The sequence below is a fragment of the Halomonas sp. B23F22_20 genome, from assembly GCF_043496985.1.
In the GTDB taxonomy this organism is placed as follows: Bacteria; Pseudomonadota; Gammaproteobacteria; order Pseudomonadales; family Halomonadaceae; genus Halomonas.
Map to the genome: position 1 here is coordinate 100,091 of NZ_JBIEKH010000006.1, position 20,857 is coordinate 120,947.

General features: G+C 66.3%; 19 protein-coding genes. 13 read left to right on the top strand and 6 right to left on the bottom strand.

Annotation, left to right across the window (positions count from 1 at the left end; translation table 11 throughout):
* The first annotated feature begins 5 nt into the window (after window positions 1-5).
* From pcaQ to pcaG, 4 genes are all read left to right on the top strand, one after another.
* Window positions 6-938, top strand: a complete 933-nt coding sequence (gene pcaQ / locus ACGTN6_RS06335; protein WP_394590508.1) for a pca operon transcription factor PcaQ — start codon at window positions 6-8, stop codon at window positions 936-938.
* Window positions 939-1,088: 150 nt separating this feature from the next.
* Complete coding sequence (locus tag ACGTN6_RS06340) at window positions 1,089-1,823, top strand: metal-binding protein ZinT (protein ID WP_394590510.1); 735 nt, start codon at window positions 1,089-1,091, stop codon at window positions 1,821-1,823.
* Between the two features lie 520 nt (window positions 1,824-2,343).
* Window positions 2,344-3,075 carry a protocatechuate 3,4-dioxygenase subunit beta gene (gene pcaH, locus ACGTN6_RS06345; protein WP_183386038.1) on the top strand — a complete coding sequence of 244 codons (732 nt, stop codon included), beginning with the start codon at window positions 2,344-2,346 and terminating at the stop codon, window positions 3,073-3,075.
* A 40-nt stretch (window positions 3,076-3,115) separates the two neighbouring features.
* Window positions 3,116-3,748 (top strand): protocatechuate 3,4-dioxygenase subunit alpha, encoded by a 633-nt coding sequence (pcaG, locus tag ACGTN6_RS06350; RefSeq protein WP_394590513.1) that lies wholly within the window; start codon window positions 3,116-3,118, stop codon window positions 3,746-3,748.
* 71 nt (window positions 3,749-3,819) lie between these two features.
* Here pcaG and ACGTN6_RS06355 read toward each other — a convergent pair whose 3' ends face one another.
* Window positions 3,820-4,278: a MarR family winged helix-turn-helix transcriptional regulator gene (locus tag ACGTN6_RS06355; protein WP_183386035.1), complete on the bottom strand. Its 459-nt coding sequence runs from the start codon at window positions 4,276-4,278 to the stop codon at window positions 3,820-3,822.
* Between the two features lie 207 nt (window positions 4,279-4,485).
* Here ACGTN6_RS06355 and ACGTN6_RS06360 point away from each other — a divergent pair, with 207 nt between their 5' ends.
* The 9 genes from ACGTN6_RS06360 (at window position 4,486) to fabG (ending at window position 15,185) form a co-directional block, all read left to right on the top strand.
* A complete protein-coding gene (locus ACGTN6_RS06360) occupies window positions 4,486-6,324 on the top strand; it encodes a feruloyl-CoA synthase (protein WP_394590514.1) in 1,839 nt (612 codons plus the stop codon).
* A 22-nt stretch (window positions 6,325-6,346) separates the two neighbouring features.
* Window positions 6,347-6,760, top strand: a complete 414-nt coding sequence (locus ACGTN6_RS06365) for an acyl-CoA thioesterase (protein ID WP_394590515.1) — start codon at window positions 6,347-6,349, stop codon at window positions 6,758-6,760.
* Between the two features lie 249 nt (window positions 6,761-7,009).
* Complete coding sequence (locus ACGTN6_RS06370) at window positions 7,010-8,140, top strand: C4-dicarboxylate TRAP transporter substrate-binding protein (protein ID WP_394590516.1); 1,131 nt, start codon at window positions 7,010-7,012, stop codon at window positions 8,138-8,140.
* A gap of 64 nt (window positions 8,141-8,204) precedes the next feature.
* Window positions 8,205-8,723, top strand: coding sequence for a TRAP transporter small permease (locus tag ACGTN6_RS06375; RefSeq protein ID WP_394590517.1), 519 nt, complete (start codon window positions 8,205-8,207; stop codon window positions 8,721-8,723).
* Between the two features lie 3 nt (window positions 8,724-8,726).
* Window positions 8,727-10,025 (top strand): TRAP transporter large permease, encoded by a 1,299-nt coding sequence (locus ACGTN6_RS06380; RefSeq protein WP_394590518.1) that lies wholly within the window; start codon window positions 8,727-8,729, stop codon window positions 10,023-10,025.
* Between the two features lie 100 nt (window positions 10,026-10,125).
* Entirely contained in the window at window positions 10,126-11,685 is a 1,560-nt protein-coding gene (locus ACGTN6_RS06385; RefSeq protein WP_394590519.1) for an acyl CoA:acetate/3-ketoacid CoA transferase, read from the top strand.
* A 40-nt stretch (window positions 11,686-11,725) separates the two neighbouring features.
* Window positions 11,726-12,916: a thiolase family protein gene (locus tag ACGTN6_RS06390; protein ID WP_394590520.1), complete on the top strand. Its 1,191-nt coding sequence runs from the start codon at window positions 11,726-11,728 to the stop codon at window positions 12,914-12,916.
* A gap of 152 nt (window positions 12,917-13,068) precedes the next feature.
* A complete protein-coding gene (locus ACGTN6_RS06395; protein WP_394590521.1) occupies window positions 13,069-14,133 on the top strand; it encodes a hypothetical protein in 1,065 nt (354 codons plus the stop codon).
* A 311-nt stretch (window positions 14,134-14,444) separates the two neighbouring features.
* Window positions 14,445-15,185, top strand: a complete 741-nt coding sequence (gene fabG, locus ACGTN6_RS06400) for a 3-oxoacyl-ACP reductase FabG (protein ID WP_394590522.1) — start codon at window positions 14,445-14,447, stop codon at window positions 15,183-15,185.
* A gap of 262 nt (window positions 15,186-15,447) precedes the next feature.
* On the opposite strand, the gene ACGTN6_RS06405 is transcribed toward fabG, so the two are convergent.
* The 5 genes from ACGTN6_RS06405 to ACGTN6_RS06425 all read right to left on the bottom strand — a co-directional run bounded on the left by ACGTN6_RS06405 (window position 15,448) and on the right by ACGTN6_RS06425 (window position 20,835).
* A complete protein-coding gene (locus ACGTN6_RS06405) occupies window positions 15,448-16,401 on the bottom strand; it encodes an electron transfer flavoprotein subunit alpha/FixB family protein (protein ID WP_394590523.1) in 954 nt (317 codons plus the stop codon).
* 29 nt (window positions 16,402-16,430) lie between these two features.
* Window positions 16,431-17,204 carry an electron transfer flavoprotein subunit beta/FixA family protein gene (locus tag ACGTN6_RS06410; protein ID WP_394590524.1) on the bottom strand — a complete coding sequence of 258 codons (774 nt, stop codon included), beginning with the start codon at window positions 17,202-17,204 and terminating at the stop codon, window positions 16,431-16,433.
* Between the two features lie 26 nt (window positions 17,205-17,230).
* The gene (locus ACGTN6_RS06415) at window positions 17,231-19,018 is read right to left on the bottom strand and encodes an acyl-CoA dehydrogenase (protein ID WP_394590525.1); all 1,788 of its coding nucleotides are present in this window, start codon (window positions 19,016-19,018) and stop codon (window positions 17,231-17,233) included.
* Window positions 19,019-19,200: 182 nt separating this feature from the next.
* Window positions 19,201-19,983: a 3-hydroxyacyl-CoA dehydrogenase gene (locus tag ACGTN6_RS06420; RefSeq protein ID WP_394590526.1), complete on the bottom strand. Its 783-nt coding sequence runs from the start codon at window positions 19,981-19,983 to the stop codon at window positions 19,201-19,203.
* 81 nt (window positions 19,984-20,064) lie between these two features.
* Window positions 20,065-20,835, bottom strand: coding sequence for a crotonase/enoyl-CoA hydratase family protein (locus ACGTN6_RS06425; protein WP_394590527.1), 771 nt, complete (start codon window positions 20,833-20,835; stop codon window positions 20,065-20,067).
* Window positions 20,836-20,857 lie beyond the last annotated feature (22 nt).

A 20,857-nucleotide genomic window follows, 5' to 3' on the forward strand; every position in this document is an offset into this window, starting at 1 on the left:
CCCCGATGTTGAGTTCGCGTATCAAGCTGCGCCATTTGCAGGCCTTCCTGGAGGTCGCCAAGCGACGCAGCTTTGCCCGTGCCGCCGACAGTCTGGCGATCAGCCAGCCGGGCGTCTCCAAGACTATCCGCGAACTCGAGGAGGTCCTGGGCGCCGAGCTGTTCGAGCGCAGCGCCCAGGGCGTGGCGCTGACTCAGGCCGGGCTGACCTTCCTGCGCCACGCCGGGCCGGCGATCCGCGCGCTGGAGGAGGGCGTGACCGCGGTGGGCGATGCCCACCGGGGGCAGTGGCTGCGCGTCGGTGCGCTGTCCACCGTGGAGAGCCGGCTGCTGCCCGTCGCCATCCAGCGATGGCAGGAGAACGCGGCGGCCGAGGTTGGCGTCAACGTGGTGGCCGGCTCTAGTGCCTTTCTGCTCTCGCAGCTGCGGCTCGGCGAGCTCGACCTGGTGGTGGGGCGCATGACCGAGGCCCGCGAGATCCGTGACCTGGCCTTCGAGCACCTCTACTACGAGCCGCTGCTGCTGGTGGTGAGCCGCGGCCACCTGCTGGCCGGCGTCGATCCCCTGGCTCCGGCGCGGCTGGTCGATTTTCCCTGGGTGGTGCCGCCGCCTCGCACCACCCTGCGCCAGCAGGTCGACAGCTTCTGCGTGCGCCATTCGCTGACGCTGCCCGGCCGGCTGCTGGAGACCCTGTCGTTGCCGATCAGCCGCCGCTTCACCCAGGAAGGGGACGCCATCTGGGTGGCGCCCCGGGAGTCGGTGCTCGACGATCTCGCCGACGGCCGCCTCGTCGAGCTGGCGCTGCCGCTGGAGGGGCAGGGCGGTTCGGTGGGGCTGTGCACCAACGCCACCATGCAGCCCTCGCTGGCCCTGGAGGCGTTCTGCGAGGTGCTGCGGGAGGTGGCCGCGGAGCCACGGTCTGGGCGGCCCGGCGAGTAAGCGCTCCGTGCCCCGTGGGAGCCTTGATGCCAGGAATATGCCCGGAGGATGCGAAGCGGTGTCGCGCGTCCTTTTTTGGTTATGTTATAACATATTTTTCGAGCGCCGACCCCGGTGCGATGCAAGTGCGACGACCCCGGAGGAAATACCTTGAGCACGCGATATTCCAGGAAGCTGAGTGTGATGGCCATCGCCATGCTGTCGGTGACGGCCAGCCAGTGGGCTCTTGCCCAGTCGGCCGACGGCGAGCATGACCACGCGCATGGCCATCACGATCATGGGCACGACCACGACCACGACCACGACCACGACCACGACCACGCGCATGATCATGGGCACGACCACGACGAGGACATCTACGCCGGCTATTTCGACGACAGCCAGGTCGAGGACCGTTCGCTGGCGGACTGGCAGGGCGACTGGCAGTCGGTGTATCCGTACCTGCAGGATGGCACCCTCGACGAGGTGATGGCCGCCAAGGCGGCGGACAGCGCCGACAAGACGGCCGACGACTACAAGGCGTATTACCAGAAGGGCTACCAGACGGACGTGGCGCGCATCGAGATCGACGGCAACGACGTCACCTTCCATGACCCGCAAGGGTCGCGCACCGGCGAGTACGCCTATGACGGCTACGAGATCCTGACCTACGAGGCCGGCAACCGCGGTGTCCGCTATATCTTCGAGCGGCAAGCCGGGGGCGAGGCGCTGCCCGAGTTCATCCAGTTCAGCGATCACGCGATCGCCCCGAACGACGCCGGGCATTACCACCTGTACTGGGGCGACGATCGCCAGGCGCTGCTGGAAGAGGTCGAGCACTGGCCGACCTACTACCCCGCCGACCTGGAGGGGCAGGAGATCGCCGAGGAGATGCTGGCGCACTAGGGGAAACGCTGATTTATTGCTGCGCTCGATGACCCACAGGGAGGTGGGAAATGCGTAGGTTCGTCGGGAACGAACCTAGCGATCCTGGTCGCCGGCGGTGCCGGTACGCCGGTCCGACCGGAATCCTCATGTAGCAGGCTACACTCCGGTTGATTCGGAACCTTCGGTTCCTCACCCCTTCGGGGCCATCCTCCGGATGTTTTGTCGCTTCGCTCGGTTCTGCGCTCCGGCGGCGGCCAGGCTAGGCGCCCCCGCCTCTCATCGCTCGCGACATAAATCAGCGCCTCCCTAGTCAGCCAGGGCAAGGTGCCGGCGGCTCGCATGCTGCCATCCGTTCAGTACGCGAAGGCCCCTCGATCGAGGGGCCTTCGTACTATCGAAGATATAACCATGGAGTTATACCTCCTCGGCGAGACGTCAATTGGCAGCCCCGCGACGAGGCGCCACACTGGCTGTCATGAGGTGGCGTTCCGTCCTTGCCGGCGGTGCCACTCCCGTCAGCCAGCAAGAGACACGCCATATGCAAGACGATAATAAGCGTTTCGTGGAACGCGACCGTGACTGGCATCCGCCGGCCTATGCGCCCGGCTACAAGACCTCCGTGGCCCGCTCGCCGAGCCAGGCCCTGGTGAGTCTGCAGTCGCCCAGCATCTCCGAGCTCGGCGGCCCCGACTTCCGCCGGCTGCGTATGGGACGTTACGACAACGACCTGCTGATGAACTATCGGGAGGGCCAGGGGCAGGATGGCCTGCCGGTCGGCGAGCGCATGATGCTGTTCGGCCGCGTGGTCGACCAGTTCGGCAAGCCGGTGCCGCATACCCTGGTGGAAATGTGGCAGGCCAACGCGGGTGGCCGCTATCGCCACAAGAAGGACGCCTACCTGGCCCCGCTCGACCCCAACTTCGGCGGCGTGGGGCGTTGTCTCACCGACGAGCAGGGCTGGTACCGCTTCCGTACCGTCAAGCCCGGCCCCTACCCCTGGGGCAACGGCATCAACACTTGGCGCCCGGCCCATATCCACGTCTCGGTGATGGGCCCGGCGATCTCCACCCGCCTGATCACCCAGATGTATTTCGAGGGCGATCCGCTGATCCCGATCTGCCCCATCGTACAGACCCTCAAGGACCCCGAGGCCGTCGAGACCATGATCGGTCGACTCGACATGGCGCAAAGCAAGCCCATGGATTGCCTGGCCTATCGCTTCGACCTGGTGGTGCGCGGCGAGCTGCAGACCTATTTCGAAAATCAATGAGCTGGTTCGAGAATCAGTGATACAGGATCAGGGGACCATCATGAAACAGCCCAATTCGACCCCCACCGCTGAGCTGATGCTGCGCGAGACCGCCTCCCAGACCGCGGGGCCCTACGTGCATATCGGCCTGGCCCTGGACGTGGCCGGCCTGCCCGAGCGTGAGGAAGAGATCTGGAATCGCATGGCCAAGCCGGAGGCCGAGGGCGAGCATATCGAGGTGATCGGCACCGTCATCGACGGCAACGGCGACCCGGTGCGCGACGCCCTGATCGAGGCCTGGCAGTCCGATAGCCAGGGCGTATACCGGCCCGGATTCGATCTCGAGCAGCCGTTCAACGGCTTTGGTCGCACCGCCACCACCGCAGAAGGCGCCAGCGAGTGGCGCTTCGAGACCATCAAGCCGGGGGCGGTGACCCGCGGCGACGGCAAGGTCATGGCGCCTCACATCAACCTGGCGATCTTCGCCCGAGGCATCAACATCCAGCTGCAGACCCGGCTCTATTTCGAGGACGAGGCCCAGGCCAACGCCGCCTGCCCGGTGCTGAGCGCCATCGAGTCACCGACCCGGCGCCAGACGCTGATCGCCAAGCGCGAGGAAGTGGACGGCAAGGTGCGCTATCGCCTCGATATTCGCCTGCAGGGCGAGGGCGAGACGGTGTTCTTCGACTTCTAGCCGCTGCGACGCCTTGTGGCAACGACCTCGCTCGGTGGGGGCGTTGCCGTCGCCGGCGATGTCGTCTTGTCTCAGCTTCCCCTGCGAGCCTGGATGATCCGGTCGAGGGTCTCCAGCAGTTGCTCTCGTTCTCCTTCTTCCATGAAGGTGGTGAACGCCTCCTCGCCCGCCTCGACCTTCTGATTGAGACGTTCGGTGAAGGTCTTGCCCTTCGGTGTCAGGTAGAGCGCATAGGAGCGACGGTCGTGCTTCGACTTGCGTCGCTCGATCACTTCCATGCCCTCCAGCTTGTCGATCGCCGCCACCATGGCGGAGCGGTCCACGTCCAGCGCATTCGAGACAGCCGACTGGGTCAGTCCGGGGTTGTGATAGACGATGGCGAGGATGCCGAACAGGCCCGGGGTGATGCCTTCCCTGGCACAGGCCTCGGCGAAGACGTCGAAGTAGACCATCTGGGCGCGCCGCAGCTTGTAGCCGAGGCGTGACTTCAGCATCGAATAGTCGATCTCATTACTGTCGTCGTGATTCATGTGTCTGCTCTGCTCGTGTGAAAGCGTCAGGCGCACAAAGGCGGTCGGAGCCGCTCGCAGCGGCACCCTAGACCAATGTTTAACACATATAATGTTTTGCACCTAAACAATATGTGGAACTATTGAAGAGCATGCTACCAAGGCATCGATGCCCGGGGTAGGGCAGATCGAGCCTTCTCGACAACGACACAATGACCGGGTGCTAACATGCTACATTCCTTCCGCGATGTCCGTCTGGGTGAAGCGACGGCGCAGCTCACGCGCCGCGATGATGGCGTCCAACTGCTGCGAGTCGCCGAGCCGCTCGGCGAGTATCCGGATACTCTGATGGATTGCCTGGATCACTGGGCAGCCGAGGCCCCGGAGCGCTGCTTCGTGGCGCGTCGTGATGACACGGGCCAATGGCGACGATTGAGCTATGCCGAGACCCGCGAGCGGGTGCGCTGCCTGGCCCAGGGCCTGCTCGATGCAGGGCTGAGCGTCGAGCGTCCTCTCGTCATCCTCAGCGGCAACTCCGTGGAGCATCTGCTGCTGGCGATGGCCGCCATGTACGTGGGCATTCCCTATGCATCGATCTCCCCCGCCTACTCGCTGATCAGCCGTGACTTCGTCAAGCTGCGTCATATCGTCGATCTGCTGACGCCGGGCATGGTGATGGTCGATCGAGCCGACGATTTCGCCTCCGCCCTGGCGGCGGTCAAGCCTGACGACTGCGACTGCCTGGCCGTGGACCCCGGAGCCGTGGACGGGGCGCGCCAGTTCTGCGAGCTGCTTGATACCCCGGTCAGCGAGGCGGTCGACTCGGCCCATGCGGCCGTCACCCCCGACACCATCGCCAAGTTCCTGTTCACCTCCGGCTCCACCGGCATGCCCAAGGGGGTGATCAACACCAACCAGATGCTGTGCGCCAACCAGGAGATGTTGGCGGCGCAGATGCCCTTCCTGCGCGACGAGCCGCCGGTGCTGGTCGACTGGCTGCCCTGGAACCATACCTTCGGCGGCAACCACAATGCCGGGATCGTGCTCTACAACGGCGGAAGCCTCTATATCGACGACGGGCGCCCGGTGCCGGGGGAGTTCGACAAGACCCTCGACAACCTGCGCGAGATCGCCCCGACGATCTATTTCAACGTGCCCAAGGGCTTCGAGATCCTGGTCGAACACCTGAAGCGCGACGATGCCCTGCGCGAGACCTTTTTCTCGCGTCTCAACCTGATGTTCTTCGCCGCCGCGGGACTCTCTCAGCACGTCTGGGATGAGCTCGATCGCCTGGCTATCCAGACGCTCGGCTGCAAGGTGGGCATGCTGACCGGGCTGGGCGCCACCGAGACGGCGCCCTCGGCGATGTTCGCCTCGCTGGAGGAATCTCGCTCCGGCGTGGTCGGGCTGCCGGCCCGCGGCGTGACGGTCAAACTGGTGCCCAACGGCGGCAAGCTGGAGTGCCGGGTGAAGGGGCCAAGCGTCATGCCAGGCTACTGGCGTCAGCCCGAGATCACCGCCAAGAGCTTCGACGAGGAGGGCTTCTACTGCCTGGGCGATGCGGTCAAGTTCATCGACCCTGAAACGCCCCAGCGCGGCATGCGCTTCGACGGACGCATCTCCGAGGACTTCAAGCTCGATACCGGCACCTGGGTGAGCGTCGGCCCGCTGCGGGCCCGCGTCATCGAGCTTGGCGCGCCCCACGTCAAGGACGTGGTGATCGCCGGGATCGACCGCTCCCATGTCTCGATCCTGGTCTTCCCCGAGCTCGACAAGTGCCGTGAGCTGGCAGGGGCTGGCCGGGAGGCGACGGTCGCGGAGGTGCTGGCCAGCGAGCCGGTGCGCGAGCGCTTCCGCCGCCTGCTGGGCGAACTTGCCGAGCACAGCACGGGCAGCTCGAATCGCGTCCGACGCGCGGTGCTGCTCGACGAGCCGCCGCGCCTGGATGCCAACGAGGCCACCGACAAGGGCTCGATCAACCAGCGAGCGGTGCTGGAGAATCGCGCCGCCATCGTCGACGAGCTCTACGCCGACGCGCCGTTCGAGAGAGTACTGCGGCTCGACTGAGCCCAGCCCCGGTGAGGAGCCCATGCTGACCCATACCCATGTTCGCACCATCGAATGGGGCGACTGCGACCCGGCGGGGATCGTCTTCCATCCCCGCTATCTGGCCTACTTCGATCATGGCACCTGCCTGTTGTTCGCCAAGGCCGGTCTCGACCTGGCGACCCTGCAGGCGCGCTTCGCGGTGATCGGCTACCCGGTGGTCGACCTGCGCAGCCGTTTCCTGGCCCCCTGTCGCTTCGGCGACGAGGTGCGCATCGAGACGCGGATCGCCGAGTTCCGGCGCAGCAGCTTCGACGTGCACCATGTGCTGCATCGTGGCGAGGAGTTGACCGTGGAGGCCACCGTGACCCGCGTGTGGGCGGGATGGCACCCGGACGACCCGCAACGCCTGCAGGGCCGGCCGGTGCCGGAGGAGGTGAGGGTGGCCCTGGGCTAGGCCGTCTTCCGCTCCCGGTGCCCTTGGGCACGGCGCCACGAGACGCCACCAGGCGCCCCATGGTCCATGGCGACTTGGGTGCCCGGTGGCGCCCGTGGCATGGGCCAAGACCATGGCGGCGCCGTTCATACCAAAGTCTGGTATCGGGCATAGCGGTTGTGTGGCCTATAATCGGCTTCAAGATAGATGTAAAAATCTATTGTTTTATAAATAAACAAATACAACGCCATCCTACCGCTGAGGTGATCCATGATGCATCGTCCCTTCAAGACCCTCGCCATCGCCGCCGCCCTGGGCAGCCTGACGCTCGTCGGCCAGGCCCAGGCCCGCGACCTGCGCATGGCGCCGGGGGTGCCGCCGGCGCATCCGGCCCACACGCCGCTCTATACTGACTTCGTGGACCAGCTGGGGGAGGCGACGGATGGCAGCCTGGGGGGGCAGCTTCTCGGCACCGAGATCGCCTCGATCGGCAACATGCGCAACGCCATGCGCAGCGGTCTGGTGGAGGTGGGGCTGTTCCTGCCGGCCTATTTCCCTGCCGATCTGCCCGAGATCAACCTGGTCGGCGACATGGCCCTGCTTGGCACCAATTCCTATGCCATGGGCGCGGCGATGACCGAGTACATCGCTACCTGCGATGCCTGCCAGGCCGAGCTCAAGGCGCTCGGCATCGTCTTCACCAGCTCCCACTCCAGCGATACCTACCAGCTGCTGAGCACCCAGCCGGTGCGCACCCAGGAGGATCTCGAGGGGCTGCGACTGCGTGTCGGGGGCCCGCAGTACTCGCGCTGGGCGGAGGCCATGTCGGCCTCGCCGGCCTCGATCCCGGTGGGCGAGCAGTTCGAGGCGCTTTCCCAGGGCGTCATCGACGGCACCGTCGCTTCGATGGGCGACATCATCTCGTTCCGTCTCGAAGACGCGATCGACAGCATCACCAAACTCGACCTGGGTACGTTCCACAGCACCATCTCCCATGCCGTGAGCGAAACGACCTGGCAGAGCCTGACGCCGGCGGATCGCGAGGCCATCGTGCGCGCCTCGACCGAGGCCAGCGCCCAGGCCATCGAGCGCTGGGCCTACGAGATGACCGACGAGGCCCTGGAAATCGCCCGCGAGCATGACATCGAGATCATCGAGCCCGACGAGGCCCTGGTCGAGGCCAACCGTGCCTTCGGTGAGCAGGATCTCGCGTACGCCGCGGAGCAGGCCCAGGAGCGTTACGGCGTCGAGGATGCTCGTGCCAAGCTCGACCGCTTCATCGCGCTGGTCGACAAGTGGAACGGCATCGTCGAGGAGGTCGGCGAGGAGCCTGAGGCCGTGGCGGAGGCGGTGAACCGCGAGGTCTGGGACAAGGTCGATTTTTCCACCTACGGCATCTGATGCCTCTCCCCGGAGGCCGTGAACGTCGGTCTCCGGGCCCGACCACGATGCTGGAGGCTCGCTCATGGCCGCTTTGTATCGCTTGACCGATCGGATCGCCGTCGGCCTGGCGCTGCTCGGGACCCTCGGCATGCTGCTGATGGTGGTTCACATCACCCTGGACGTGGTACTGCGCTGGACCCTGTCGGTGTCGGTGCCCGCCACGGTCGAGCTGGTGACCCGCTATTACCTGATCGCCATGGCGCTGCTGCCGCTGGGCTGGGTGGAGCGCCGCCGGGGGATGATCGCCGTGGAGGCCCTGGAGGGGCTGATGAGTCCCTGGCTGCTGCGCCTCTCGGACGTCCTGGTGGTGGTGCTCTCGATGGCGGTCTATATCGTCCTGGCCGTGGCCACCTGGGGCAAGGCCATGGAGCAGTACGACATCGGCGCCTATGTGATGTCGCTCAATGTCGCCATTCCCGTCTGGCCGACGTATTTCGTGCTGCCGGTGGCCTTCGGCCTGGCGGCTCTGGTCTGCGCCGTCCGCCTGCCCGCGCTGCTTGGGGGCGAGGCCCCCGAGCCCGCCGGCCAAGGAGAGAGGTGAATCATGTCCGTCTCCATCGGCCTCTATGGCCTCGCCGCCCTGCTGTTACTGTTGGCCCTGCGCGTGCCGGTCGCCCTGTCGCTGATCAGCGTCTCGCTGGGCGGCATGACCCTGATGCTGGGGTGGGACACCGCCATCGGCATGCTGTCGTCCTCCCCTTACGAGTTCATCGCCAAATGGACGCTCAGTGCGGTGCCCATGTTCCTGCTGATGGGCTTCGTCTGCTTCCATTCCGGCCTGACCCAGGGATTGTTCAATGCTGCCAAGGTGCTGTTCCGCTGGCTGCCTGGCGGGGTGGCGATCTCGAGCATCGTCGCCAGCTCCGGCTTCGCTGCGGTGAGCGGCTCCAGCGTGGCCTGCTCGGCGGCCATGGGCCGCATCGCCATCCCCGAGATGGTCAGCGGCGGTTACAAGCCTAGCTTCGCCTGCGGCACCATCGCTGCCGGCGGCACCATCGGCGCGCTGATCCCGCCCAGCATCCTGATGATCGTCTACGGGGTGTTCGCCCAGGTTTCCATCACCCAGGTGTTCCTGGGCGGCATCACCATCGGCCTGTTGACCGCGCTGAGCTATGTCTTGGTGATCCTGCTGGTCAGCTGGTGGCGTCCTGACATCGTGCCTCGCGAGGCCGTCGGCGCCCGCGAGCTCGGCGCCCGGGAGGCCCTGGTCGATATATGGCCGGTGCTGGTGCTGGGCGTGCTGGTGTTCGGCGGGCTTTTCTCTGGCGTGTTCACCGCCACCGAGGCCGGGGCCGTGGGCGCCGCCGGGGCCATCGTCATCGCCCTGGCGCTGGGCCGCCTGAATCGCGAGGCCATGAAGGCCGCGCTGCTCGAGACGCTGACCACCACCTCGGCGCTGCTGATCATCGGGGTGGGGGCGAGCATGTTCACGCTCTTCCTCAGCCTGAGCGGGCTGGCCGGCTACATCACCGGAGCGGTCAGCGGCTGGGATCCCTCCTATCTCGAGCTGATGCTGGTGGTTGTCTGCATCTACCTGTTCCTGGGGCTGTTCATGGAGCCGTTCGGCGCCATGCTGGTGACTCTGCCGGTGCTGCTGCCCGTGTTCGAGCTCTACGACGTCAGCCTGATCTGGTTCGGGGTGCTGCTGGTGAAGCTGCTGGAGATCGGCATGATCACGCCGCCGGTGGGCATGAACATCTTCGTCATCAAGGGCGTCGCCGGGCAGTACGCCTCGCTGGTGGACATCTTCAAGGGGGTCGCGACCTTCCTGGTCGCCGACATCCTGGTGGTGGCCCTGGTGATCTTCTATCCCCAGATCGTGCTGATGATGACCGGCGGCTGATGGCCGCCGGCGGCGAAGAGTGGTGCGCCTCAAAATGTTTGTTATTTAAACAATATATTCAAATCACAGCATTGTATGCCTGCAGAAGAGGGCCGAGACAGTGAGCAAGATCATCGACAGCAGTACCGCCGCCGGGTTGATCCAGGATGGCGACACCGTCGCCTGGACCACCGCCGGCCTGTGCGGCTTCGCCGAGGCGGTGGCTACGGCGCTGGAGACGCGCTTCCTCGACAGCGGCGCCCCCCGGGACCTGACCGTGGCGCATAGCTGCGGCTGTGGCGACGGCAAGACCCGCGGCATGAACCACCTGGGGCATGCCGGCCTGGTCAAGCGTCTGGTCAGCGGCCACACCGGCCAGGCGCCGCGCATGGGCGAGCTGATTCGCGAGAACCTCATCGAGGGCTACTTGCTGCCCCAGGGCGTAATGGCCCACCTGTGGCGACACATCGCCGGCGGCAAACCGGGAGTGATCAGCAAGGTGGGGCTCGGCACCTTCGTCGACCCGCGCCTGGAGGGCGGCAAGGCCAATACGGTGGCCGAGGAAGACCTGGTCAAGTCCCTCGAGCTCGAGGGCGAGGAGTGGCTGCTCTATCGCACCTTCCCGGTGGACGTGGCGGTGATCCGCGCCACTACCGCCGACGAGCGCGGCAACCTGAGTCTGGAGCGAGAGGCGATCTTCCTCGAGCAGCTGTCGATGGCCCAGGCGGCCAAGAACAGCGGCGGCATCGTCATCGCCCAGGTGGAATACCTGGCGAAGCAGGGCAGCTTGCATCCGCAGCGCGTCAAGGTGCCGGGCGACCTGGTGGACTACGTGGTGGTGGCCGAACCCGAGCAGCACATGCAGACCATGACCACCGGTTACAACCCGGCGCTCTCCGGCGATCTCAAGGTGCCGCTCGGCGGCATCGCGCCGATGCCGCTGGGTCCGCGCAAGGTGATCGCTCGACGCGCCGCCATGGAGCTGGTGCCGGGAGGCATGGTCAACCTCGGCATCGGCATGCCCGAGGGGGTCTCGAGCGTCGCCGCGGAGGAGGGCGTCAGCGACCTGATGACCCTGACCACCGAGCTCGGCACCTATGGCGGGGTGCCGGCCAGCGGCGGCGACTTCGCCACCTCCTGGAACGCCGAGGCGATCATCGACCACGGCTACCAGTTCGACTTCTACGACGGCGGCGGCCTGGACGTTTGCTTCCTCGGCCTGGCCCAGACCGACCACGAGGGCAACCTCAACGTCAGCAAGTTCGGCGACAAGGTGGTCGGCCCGGGCGGCTTCATCAACATCAGCCAGAACGCCCGCAAGGTGGTGTTCTGCGGCACTTTCACCAACGGCGGCGAGGTGATGGTCGAGGACGGCCGGCTGGCCATTCGCCAGGAAGGCCATCGCCGCAAGTTTGTGCAGCGCGTCGACCAGGTCACCTTCAGCGGGCGCTATGCCCGCGAGGTCGGCAAGCCGGTGCTGTTCGTCACCGAGCGCTGCGTGTTCGAGCTGATCGACGGCGAGATCACCCTCACCGAAGTGGCGCCGGGCCTCGATATCGAGCGCGACATCCTGGCGGCCATGGACTTCGTGCCACGCATCGCCGACGAGCTGCGCGAGATGCCCCATGAGCTCTTTCAGCCCCAGTGGGGCGGGTTGCGCGAGCGGCTGACCGTCGCCTGAGCCCCGGGGCGAGTCCCTTCATCCCATCGAGGAGTCGAACATGTTCAAGAACGCCTATATCCCCTACGGCGGTTATTACTCCAGTCCCTTCTGCAAGTGGATGGGCAGCCTGGCCAACATCAACTCGATCGAGCTGGGCGCGGCCACCAGCAAGCGCTGGTTCGCGTCCCGCGAGCTCGATCCGACGATCATCGACTACCTCTATCTCGGGGTCTCGGTGGGGCAGAAGTCGATCTTCTATGGTGCCCCCTGGGCGGCGGCCATGATGGGCGCCGGACAGGCGCCCGGGCAGAACATCACCCAGGCCTGCGCCACCGCCACCACCGCGGTGTTCAACGCCGCCCTGGCGGTGGAGAGCGGCAGCTTCGCCACTACCTACTGCCTGCTTGCCGACCGTCCTTCCAACGGCCCCCACACCATCTGGCCCAATCCTAACGGTCCGGGCGGCGAGGTGATTGCCGAGAACTGGAACATGGACAACATCGCCGCCGACCCGGCCACCGGCAAGGACATGCTGACCACCGCCGAGAACGTGGCCCGCGAGCACGGCTTCACCCGCGAGCAGGCCGACGAGCTGACGCTGCGTCGCTATGCCCAGTACGCCGAGGCCCTGGCCGACGATCGCGCCTTCCAGAAGCGCTACATGTTCCCGCTGGAGGTTCCCGTCTCGCGCAAGGAGACCAAGCTCGTCGAGGCAGACGAAGGGGTGACCGCCACCAGCGCCGAGGGCCTGGCCAGGCTGCGAACGGTGCAGCCCGACGGCATTCATACCTACGGTGCCCAGACCCATCCGGCCGATGCCAATGCCGGCATCGTCGTGACCACTCGCGAGCGGGCTCGAGACCTCAGCACCGATCCCCGGCTGGCGGTGCAGGTGGTGGCCTACGGGCACGCCCGCACCAAGCCGGCACATATGCCCATGGCACCTGCCACCGCCGCTCAGCGGGCGCTCGATCAGGCCGGGTTGACGATCGATCAGATCAAGACGGTCAAGAATCACTCGCCCTTCATCGCCAATGACCTGCACCTGGCCAAGGCGTTGGGGATCGATGCCCACGACTTCAACAACTACGGCACCTCGCTGGTGTATGGGCACCCCCAGGCGCCGACCCTGGCGCGGCTGCTGATCGAGGCCATCGAGGAGACCGCGCTCAAGGGTGGTGGTTACGCCCTGGTGACCGGCTGTGCGGCGGGCGACTCCGCCGCGGCGCTGGTCGTCAAGGTGGGCTGAGGCCGCACCGCTGCCCTTCACGCCCGGTGAAAGATGCCGGGCAACACAGAAAAACGACAAGAGAACGGCAGTTCTCCAAGGGGACTCTCCCCCTCCATGGCTCTCTGGAAAACGAGCCTTTCATCACGACAACAATACGGAGCAACGCAGCGATGACATTCAATAACAAGCTCGCACTCGCCGTGGCCGTCGCCTCCATGTCTTCCCAGGTTCAGGCCCTGGAGGTCGCAGAGATCGACGGTACGACATTCAGCGTCGGTGGCTATATCAAGGCCGAGGGCATCTTGACCGATCCCGACGGTGGAGACCGGTACTTCGATAGCTCCGCCCGTCAGTCTCGGCTTAACTTCAAGGTGGACCGAGAGATCGAGGGGCATGATGTCACGGCCTTCGTGGAAGGCGATTTCTGGGACAATGCCACCGATACCAGCGATACGAGCTACGCCATGCGCTTGCGCCATGCCTACGTCAAGGTCGACAACCTGACGCTTGGCCAGACATGGACGGGACAGTTCTATGCCTCGGCGCCGTTCGACGTTCGGATTCTGGATTTCTATGGCACTGGGGTCGGCACCATCGCGGGCAGCGGGGCCGTCGTTCGCCCCGATCTGGTCCTGCATTATACGACGGGCGGTTTCCGTTTCAGCTTCCAGGACCCGGTCTACAGCGATGCCGACGTTCCGGACATGGTGGCCTCATACACCCATCGAACCCAGGCGGGGCATGCGTTCAACCTGGCCGTTACCGGGCGTGAGGTCGAAACCGGGCTGGATGACTCGGAGTTCGGTGCCGCGATCTCTCTGGCGGGCAAGCTGAACTTCGGCGACACCTCTGTCGCCCTGAGCGGCTACACAGGGGAGGGGAATAACATACAAGCCGGCTGGGGGTATAACGGCGCGGCATCGCCGGGCACCATTGCAAGAAAGGGTGAAGTCGATGCCAACGGCGAACTGGTCAGCACCACAGGCTTTTCTGCCGGTGTCAGCCACCGCTTTACCGAGCGACTGAGTGGCAACGTGCGCTACGGGCAGGTGACCGCCGATGAGGTATCACCGGCAGTGGAGGATGACACCCTGCAGGTGACTAACGTCAACCTGATCTACACCTACCTGCCGGGCCTGGACCTCGGCATCGAGTGGCGTGATCGCAACGCGCTCACCATGCCGCTGCGCCCGGGCGGCCAGCAAGTCGAGCTGATGGCCATGTACAAGTTTTGATGCAGTGATTTCTGGGTAACTCCTTTTCCGCGTTTTGATCCTTGTCAGGCGAATCATCGGCCGTTCTGGCGCTCGATGATTCGCCTCTTTTTTAGTGTTCTTCGTGGGAGCGACCTTTAGATCGCGAAGGCGCCGTCAGGCGCCTAGGAATGCGTTCCCAATCGTGCAGTGGTGCCGGATCTTGCACTCCCATAATGATATTACACGCCAAGATGCGAAGACCCCTTGTTTAGGGGCCGACGTCGGCTTGGTGCCATTTTCGAATGTTCCAGCATGGTGGGCACGGGACCCAACTAAATGGAGATGATGCGATGAAGTTGCACGAACGCGTGGCCGTGGTGACCGGTGCCGGTCGTGGCCTGGGCGCCGCCATGGTCGAGCGTCTGGCCGCCGAGGGGGCGCGCACCGTGGTGGTGGACATCGATGGGGAGGCCGCACAGCGGGTGGCCGAGGCGCTGGTCGAACGGGGCCACGATAGCCTGGCGATTGCCTGCGACGTGGCCGACCGTGCCCAGGTGGCGGCGTTGATCCGACGCGTGATAGAGCGTTTCGGCCGCCTGGATATCCTGGTCAACAACGCCGGCATCACCCGCGACGCCGCCTTCCTCAAGATGACCGACGAGCAGTGGGACGCGGTGATGGACGTCAACCTCACCTCGATGTTCCTGTGCACTCAGGAGGTCGCTCGGCACATGATCGAGCGCCAATCTGGGCGCATCGTCTGCATCAGCTCGCTGTCCGGCAATGAGGGCAATATTGGCCAGGCTAACTATTCCGCCGCCAAGGCGGGCGTGATCGGCTTCGTGAAGAGCCTGAGCAAGGAGCTGGCGCGTCAGGGCGTGGCGATCAACGCCGTGGCGCCGGGGTTCATCGACAGCGAGATGACCGCGCAGATTCCGGACAAGGTCCGCGACAAGCTGCTGGCGCGGATTCCCCAGGGCCGCAGCGGTCGACCGGAGGAGGTTGCGGCGGTGGTGGCCTTCCTGGCCTCCGACGAGGCTTCCTACGTCAACGGCCAGACCCTCAACGTCAACGGCGGGATGTACGTGTGACGACGTGGGTTGGCATACAAAAGGCGCTGACCGCACCTGGTCAGCGCCTTCTGGCGTGGCTTACAGCCTGCTCTCGAGCTCCGGCAGGGCCTCGAACAGATCCGCCACGAGGCTAGTGACTCTCGAGAGCGCGACCGATGGGGTCGCGCCTTGCCTTGGACCTAGAGCTTCTGCTCTAGCTCGGGCAGCGCCTCAAAGAGATCCGCCAAGAGACCAGTGACTCTCGAGAGCGCGACCGATGGGGTCGTGCCTTGCCTTGGACCTAGAGCTTCTGCTCTAGCTCGGGCAGCGCCTCAAAGAGATCCGCCACGAGCCCATAGTCCGCGACCTGGAAGATCGGCGCTTCCTCGTCCTTGTTGATGGCGACGATCACCTTGGAGTCCTTCATCCCCGCCAGGTGCTGGATGGCGCCCGAGATCCCCACCGCGATGTACAGCTCCGGCGCCACGATCTTGCCGGTCTGGCCGACCTGCATGTCGTTGGGCACGAAGCCGGCGTCCACCGCCGCACGCGAGGCGCCGATCGCCGCGCCGAGCTTGTCGGCGACGGCCTCGAGCAGCGTGAAGTTCTCGCCGCTGCCCATGCCGCGGCCGCCGGAGATGACGATCTTGGCGGCGCCCAGCTCGGGGCGGTCGCTCTGCTCGAGCCGCTCGTCGACGAAGCTCGACAGGGCGTTGTCGATGCCGGCCTCGACCGCTTCCACGGCGGCACTGCCGGCACTCTTCGTTTCAACTTCAGCCACCGCATCGAAGGCGGTGGGCCGCACGGTGATCACCTTCAGCGCGTCCTCGCTCTGCACGGTGGCGATGGCGTTGCCGGCATAGATCGGCCGCTGGAAGGTGTTGGCGCTCTCCACGCCGATGATCTCGGAGATCTGGCTGACGTCCTTGAGCGCGGCGAGCCGCGGCAGCACGTTCTTGCCGGTGGTGGTGGCAGCGGCCAGAACGTGAGAGTAGTCGTCGGCCAGCGCCACCAGCAGGTCACCCAGCGGCTCGGCCAGCTGGTGGGCGTAGACGGCGGCGTCGGCCACGCGCACCCGGGCCACGCCATCGAGCCTGGCGGCGGCCTCGGCGATGGCGCCGACGTTCTCGCCGGCCACGAGAACGTCGATATTGCCCCCGGTGCTCTCTTGCACTTTACGGGCGGCGGCGACCACGTGGGCGGTGGCCTCGGCCAGCTGGCCGTCGTGGTGCTCCGCGAGTACCAGAATGCTCATCCGATCAGCTCCTTTCAAAGCAACTGTTATCAAAGAACTTTTGCTTCGTTCTTGAGTTTGTCCACGAGCTCGTCCACGGAGCCCACCTTGACGCCACCCTGGCGCTCGGCCGGCGGTTCGACGCGCACACGCTTGAGCCCGGAGGCAACCGACACGCCCAGCTCGTCCGGCGTCTTGGTGTCCAGCGGCTTCTTCTTGGCCTTCATGATGTCGGGCAGCTTGGCGTAGCGCGGCTCGTTGAGGCGCAGGTCAGTGGTGACGATGGCCGGCAGCTGGAGGGCGACGGTCTGCAGGCCGCCGTCGATCTCGCGGGTGACCTTGAGGCTTTTGTCATCAGCCCCGCCATCAACCACCACTGCGGAAGCGAAGGTACCCTGGGGGCGGCCGGTCAGCGCGGCGAGCATCTGACCCACCTGGTTGTTGTCGCTGTCGATGGCCTGCTTGCCGAGAATCGTCAGCCCCGGCTGTTCTTCCTCGACCACCTTGGCCAGCAGCTTGGCCGCGGCCAGCGACTCGACGGCCTCGTCGGTCTGCGCCGACGTATCCACATGGATCGCCCGGTCGGCGCCCAGCGCCAGCGCGGTGCGCAGCTGTTCCTGGGCGGCCTTGGGGCCCACGGTGACCGCGACCACTTGCGTCGCCACCCCTTTCTCCTTGAGCCGCACCGCTTCTTCCACGGCGATCTCGCAGAAGGGGTTCAGGGCCATCTTGACGTTGGTCAGGTCGACGTCGCTGTGATCCGGCTTGACCCGGATCTTGACGTTGTAGTCGATGACGCGTTTGACCGCGACGAGGACTTTCATGGGCTTCTCCTGTGTGGGGAAAGGACTTAAAGGCCGGCCTCGGAAAACTGGGCCAGGACGTTGCCGCCGTCGCGCACGCCCCGGGCGTGGGATGCCGCCTCCGGGGCCACGCTGGCCATGTAGAAGCGGGCGAGATCGATGATGCCGGCCAGGTAGTCGGCGTCGCCCTCGCCGGCGTCGAGCTGGCGCTGCGCCGTCCGGGCGGCCCGGGCCAGCTGCCAGCCGCCGCAAACGGTGCCCAGCAGATGCAGTAATGGCACCGCGCCGCCGTAGAGCGCGGCGGTCTGCTCCTTGCCTTGGGCGATCAACCAGTCGGCTGTGTCTGCCAGCGTGTCGAGCATCTCGTCCAGGCTCGCGGCCAGCTCGGTGAGGCGGGCATCCTCGCCGACCGAGCATGCGCAGGCGCGGATGTCGTCGATCAGCTCGCGCAGCGTTTCACCGTTCTCGCGCAGGATCTTGCGGCCCAGCAGGTCGTTGGCCTGGATGCCGGTGGTGCCTTCGTAGATGGTGATGATGCGGGCGTCGCGGAACAGCTGTGCGACGCCCGTTTCCTCGACGAAGCCCATGCCGCCGAATACCTGGATCGCCTCGTCGCACAGGTCGTTGCCGACCTCGGTGCACCAGCCCTTGGCCACCGGCATCAGCAGGTCGACGTAGCGCCGGTGCCGGTCGGCGACCTCGGCGTCGGGATGGTGGCGGGCCAGGTCGAACCAGCCGGCGGCGGTGTAGAGGAAGGTGCGCATGGCCAGCAGTCGTGCGCGCATGCCCACCAGCATGCGCTTGACGTCCGGGTGGTGCAGGATCGGCAGGCCCATCTCGCCGCTGACCACGTTGCGCCCCTGGACGCGCTCCCGGGCATGCTCCAGCGCCGCCTGGTAGGCGCGCTCGCCCAGCGCCAGGCCCTGCACGCCGACCCCGAAGCGGGCCTCGTTCATCATGATGAACATGGTCTTGAGGCCCTGGTGGGGTTCGCCGACCAGCTGACCCACGGCGCCGTCGTGGTCGCCGAAGCTGAGCGTACAGGTGGGGCTGCCATGGATGCCCATCTTGTGCTCGATGGAGATGCAGCGCACGTCGTTGTGCTCGCCGGGGGTGCCGTCTGACTCCAGGCGGTACTTGGGCACCAGGAACAGCGACAGCCCCTTGACCCCCTCGGGGGCGTCGGGCAGCCGGGCCAGCACCAGGTGTACGATGTTGGGGGTGAGTTCGTGCTCGCCGTAGGAGATATAGATCTTCTGCCCGAAGAGGCGGTAGTCGCCGCTGGCATCGGGCTCGGCGCGCATGCGGGTGGCGGCCAGGTCGGAGCCGGCCTGGGGTTCGGTGAGGTTCATGGTGGCGGCCCATTCGCCGCTGACGACCTTCTCGAGCCAGGTGGCCTTCTGCTCCTCGCTGGCGGCGATCAGCAGCGCCTCGGCCTGGCCGACGTTGAGCTGCGGCAGCATGGTGAAGGCCATGTTGCTGGAGAACCACATCTCCCACACCGGGGTGGAGACCAGCTTGGGCAGGCCCTGGCCGCCGTATTCCTCCGGCAGCGACAGTCCCAACCAGCCCGACTCGCAGAACTGGTCGTAGGCGGCCTGCCAGCCTTCGGGCACGATGACCCGCTCGCCCTCCATATGGCAGCCTTCCAGGTCGCCCTGGCGGTTGGTCGGGGCCAGCACGCCGGTGGCGAACTTGCCGGCCTCCTCGAGGATCGCCGCCACCAGGTCGGGGGAAGCCTCCTCGCAGGCGGGCAGCGCGGCCACGTCGGGAAGGCCGGCGAGCTCGTCGAGAATGAACTGCATGTCACGCAGCGGCGCGTGGTAATCGATCATGGTGGTGTCCTCCTGGCCGATGGAGCAGATGCCCGGCATCGGCGCGGCGCCGGTTCATGGCACAGGCGTTCCGCCCGGCCGCCATCGGTGGCCAGCATGTCGGGGGGCGGAGTGCCGTGGGGGTGTCGTCTGCCTGTGGCGCCTGAAGCAGCGGCAAGCGTCGTCAGGCGCCAGGCAAATGGCTAGCGCGGGGCCATGCGCAGGGCGCCATCCAGCCGGATCGTCTCGCCGTTCATCATGGCGTTGTCGACGATCTGGCAGGCCAGGCGGGCGAACTCGTCGGGCCGGCCCAGGCGGTGGGGGAAGGGGATCGACGCGGCCAGCGACTGCTGGACCTCCTCGGGCAGCGTCTCCATCAGCGGCGTCATGAACAGCCCCGGGGCGATGGTCATCACGCGGATGCCGTGGCGGGCCAGCTCGCGGGCGACGGGCAGGGTCATTGACACGATGCCGCCCTTGGAGGCGGCGTAGCCGGCCTGGCCGATCTGACCGTCATAGGCGGCCACCGAGGCGGTGTTGATGATCACCCCGCGCTCGCCGTCGGCCTGTGGTGCGCCCTCGGCCATGGCGGCGGTGGCCAGGCGGATCATGTTGAAGGTGCCGATCAGGTTGATCTGCACCACCCGCGAGAAGGTCTCGAGCGGCTGGGGCCCCTGGCGGCCCAGCACCTTGGCGGGATCGCCGATGCCGGCGCAGTTGATCAGCCCCTGCAGGCCGCCGAAGCGCGAGACGGCCAGGTCCACCGCGGCCTGGGCGTCGGCCTCGCGGGTGACGTCGGTGCGCTGGAAGGCCGCGCGCTCGCCCGAGCCATTCTCATTCAGCTCGGACGCCAGGGCCTCGCCGCGCTCGGCGTTGAGGTCGGCGATCACCACTCGGGCGCCGGCGCCGTGCAGTTCGCGCACCGTGGCTTCGCCGAGGCCGGAGGCCCCGCCGGTGACGAGGAAGGTATTGTCCTGGCACTTCATGGTTCTCTCCTGAAACGGTAAACGACGTCGATAGGAAAGCGCTGATTCATGTCGTGAATGTCACTATCCATCGGCCTTTCCTCAGGTGCGCAGGCCCTTGTCCTTGCGCGTCAGGAATTCCCCGATGCGCTCGGCGACCTCGGGGCTGGTCTGGGTCAGGGCGGCGGTCAGCGACTCAACGAACAGGCCGTCGTCGCTGGACATGTCGCCGATGCGCGAAATGGCCGAGACCATGGCCCAGTTGGCCATGGGCGCGTTTTCGGCGATCCGCTCGGCCAGCTGGCGAGCCTTGGCCAGGCTCTCGCCCTCGCCGACCACGTAGTGGGAGAGCCCCAGGCGCTGGCCCTCGTCGGCGTCCATGAGGCGGCCGGTGAGCATCATTTCGCACATGCGACCGGCGCCGATGATGTTGGCGACCCGCACCGAAGCCCCGCCGCCGACGAAGATGCCGTGACGTCCCTCGGGCAACTGATAGAGGGTGTTCGGCTCGGCGACGCGCACGTGGGCGGCGCTGGCCAGCTCCAGGCCGCCGCCGATCACTGCACCCTGCATGGCGGCGACCACCGGGATGCCGCCGTTCTGCAGGCGATCGAAGATGCGGTGCCAGCCGCGCGAGTGCTGCATCACGCCGAAGGGTTCGCGATGCTGGTGCTCGGCGAGATCCAGCCCGGCGCAGAAGTGCTTGCCCTCGGCGGCGAGGATGATCACCCGGGTGCCTTCCGGCGCGGCGACCACCGCCTCTTTCAGGGCGCCGAGCAGGCGATCGCTGACCGCGTTGCGCTTCTCGGGGCGGGCCAGGGTGATGGTGTAGATGCTGTCGTCCAGTGACGTCTTGACGAGGGTCTCGGTCATGGTGGGCCTCGGCGATGTTGAA

Excerpts from the sequence above, each read along its gene's own strand:
- pcaQ (WP_394590508.1), top strand. The coding sequence starts at position 6 with ATGTTGAGTTCGCGTATCAAGCTGCGCCATTTGCAGGCCTTCCTGGAG.
- pcaH (WP_183386038.1), top strand. The coding sequence starts at position 2,344 with ATGCAAGACGATAATAAGCGTTTCGTGGAACGCGACCGTGACTGGCAT.
- pcaG (WP_394590513.1), top strand. The coding sequence starts at position 3,116 with ATGAAACAGCCCAATTCGACCCCCACCGCTGAGCTGATGCTGCGCGAG.
- ACGTN6_RS06355 (WP_183386035.1), bottom strand. The coding sequence starts at position 4,278 with ATGAATCACGACGACAGTAATGAGATCGACTATTCGATGCTGAAGTCA.
- ACGTN6_RS06360 (WP_394590514.1), top strand. The coding sequence starts at position 4,486 with ATGCTACATTCCTTCCGCGATGTCCGTCTGGGTGAAGCGACGGCGCAG.
- ACGTN6_RS06365 (WP_394590515.1), top strand. The coding sequence starts at position 6,347 with ATGCTGACCCATACCCATGTTCGCACCATCGAATGGGGCGACTGCGAC.
- ACGTN6_RS06370 (WP_394590516.1), top strand. The coding sequence starts at position 7,010 with ATGATGCATCGTCCCTTCAAGACCCTCGCCATCGCCGCCGCCCTGGGC.
- ACGTN6_RS06375 (WP_394590517.1), top strand. The coding sequence starts at position 8,205 with ATGGCCGCTTTGTATCGCTTGACCGATCGGATCGCCGTCGGCCTGGCG.
- ACGTN6_RS06380 (WP_394590518.1), top strand. The coding sequence starts at position 8,727 with ATGTCCGTCTCCATCGGCCTCTATGGCCTCGCCGCCCTGCTGTTACTG.
- ACGTN6_RS06390 (WP_394590520.1), top strand. The coding sequence starts at position 11,726 with ATGTTCAAGAACGCCTATATCCCCTACGGCGGTTATTACTCCAGTCCC.
- ACGTN6_RS06395 (WP_394590521.1), top strand. The coding sequence starts at position 13,069 with ATGACATTCAATAACAAGCTCGCACTCGCCGTGGCCGTCGCCTCCATG.
- fabG (WP_394590522.1), top strand. The coding sequence starts at position 14,445 with ATGAAGTTGCACGAACGCGTGGCCGTGGTGACCGGTGCCGGTCGTGGC.
- ACGTN6_RS06405 (WP_394590523.1), bottom strand. The coding sequence starts at position 16,401 with ATGAGCATTCTGGTACTCGCGGAGCACCACGACGGCCAGCTGGCCGAG.
- ACGTN6_RS06410 (WP_394590524.1), bottom strand. The coding sequence starts at position 17,204 with ATGAAAGTCCTCGTCGCGGTCAAACGCGTCATCGACTACAACGTCAAG.
- ACGTN6_RS06415 (WP_394590525.1), bottom strand. The coding sequence starts at position 19,018 with ATGATCGATTACCACGCGCCGCTGCGTGACATGCAGTTCATTCTCGAC.
- ACGTN6_RS06420 (WP_394590526.1), bottom strand. The coding sequence starts at position 19,983 with ATGAAGTGCCAGGACAATACCTTCCTCGTCACCGGCGGGGCCTCCGGC.
- ACGTN6_RS06425 (WP_394590527.1), bottom strand. The coding sequence starts at position 20,835 with ATGACCGAGACCCTCGTCAAGACGTCACTGGACGACAGCATCTACACC.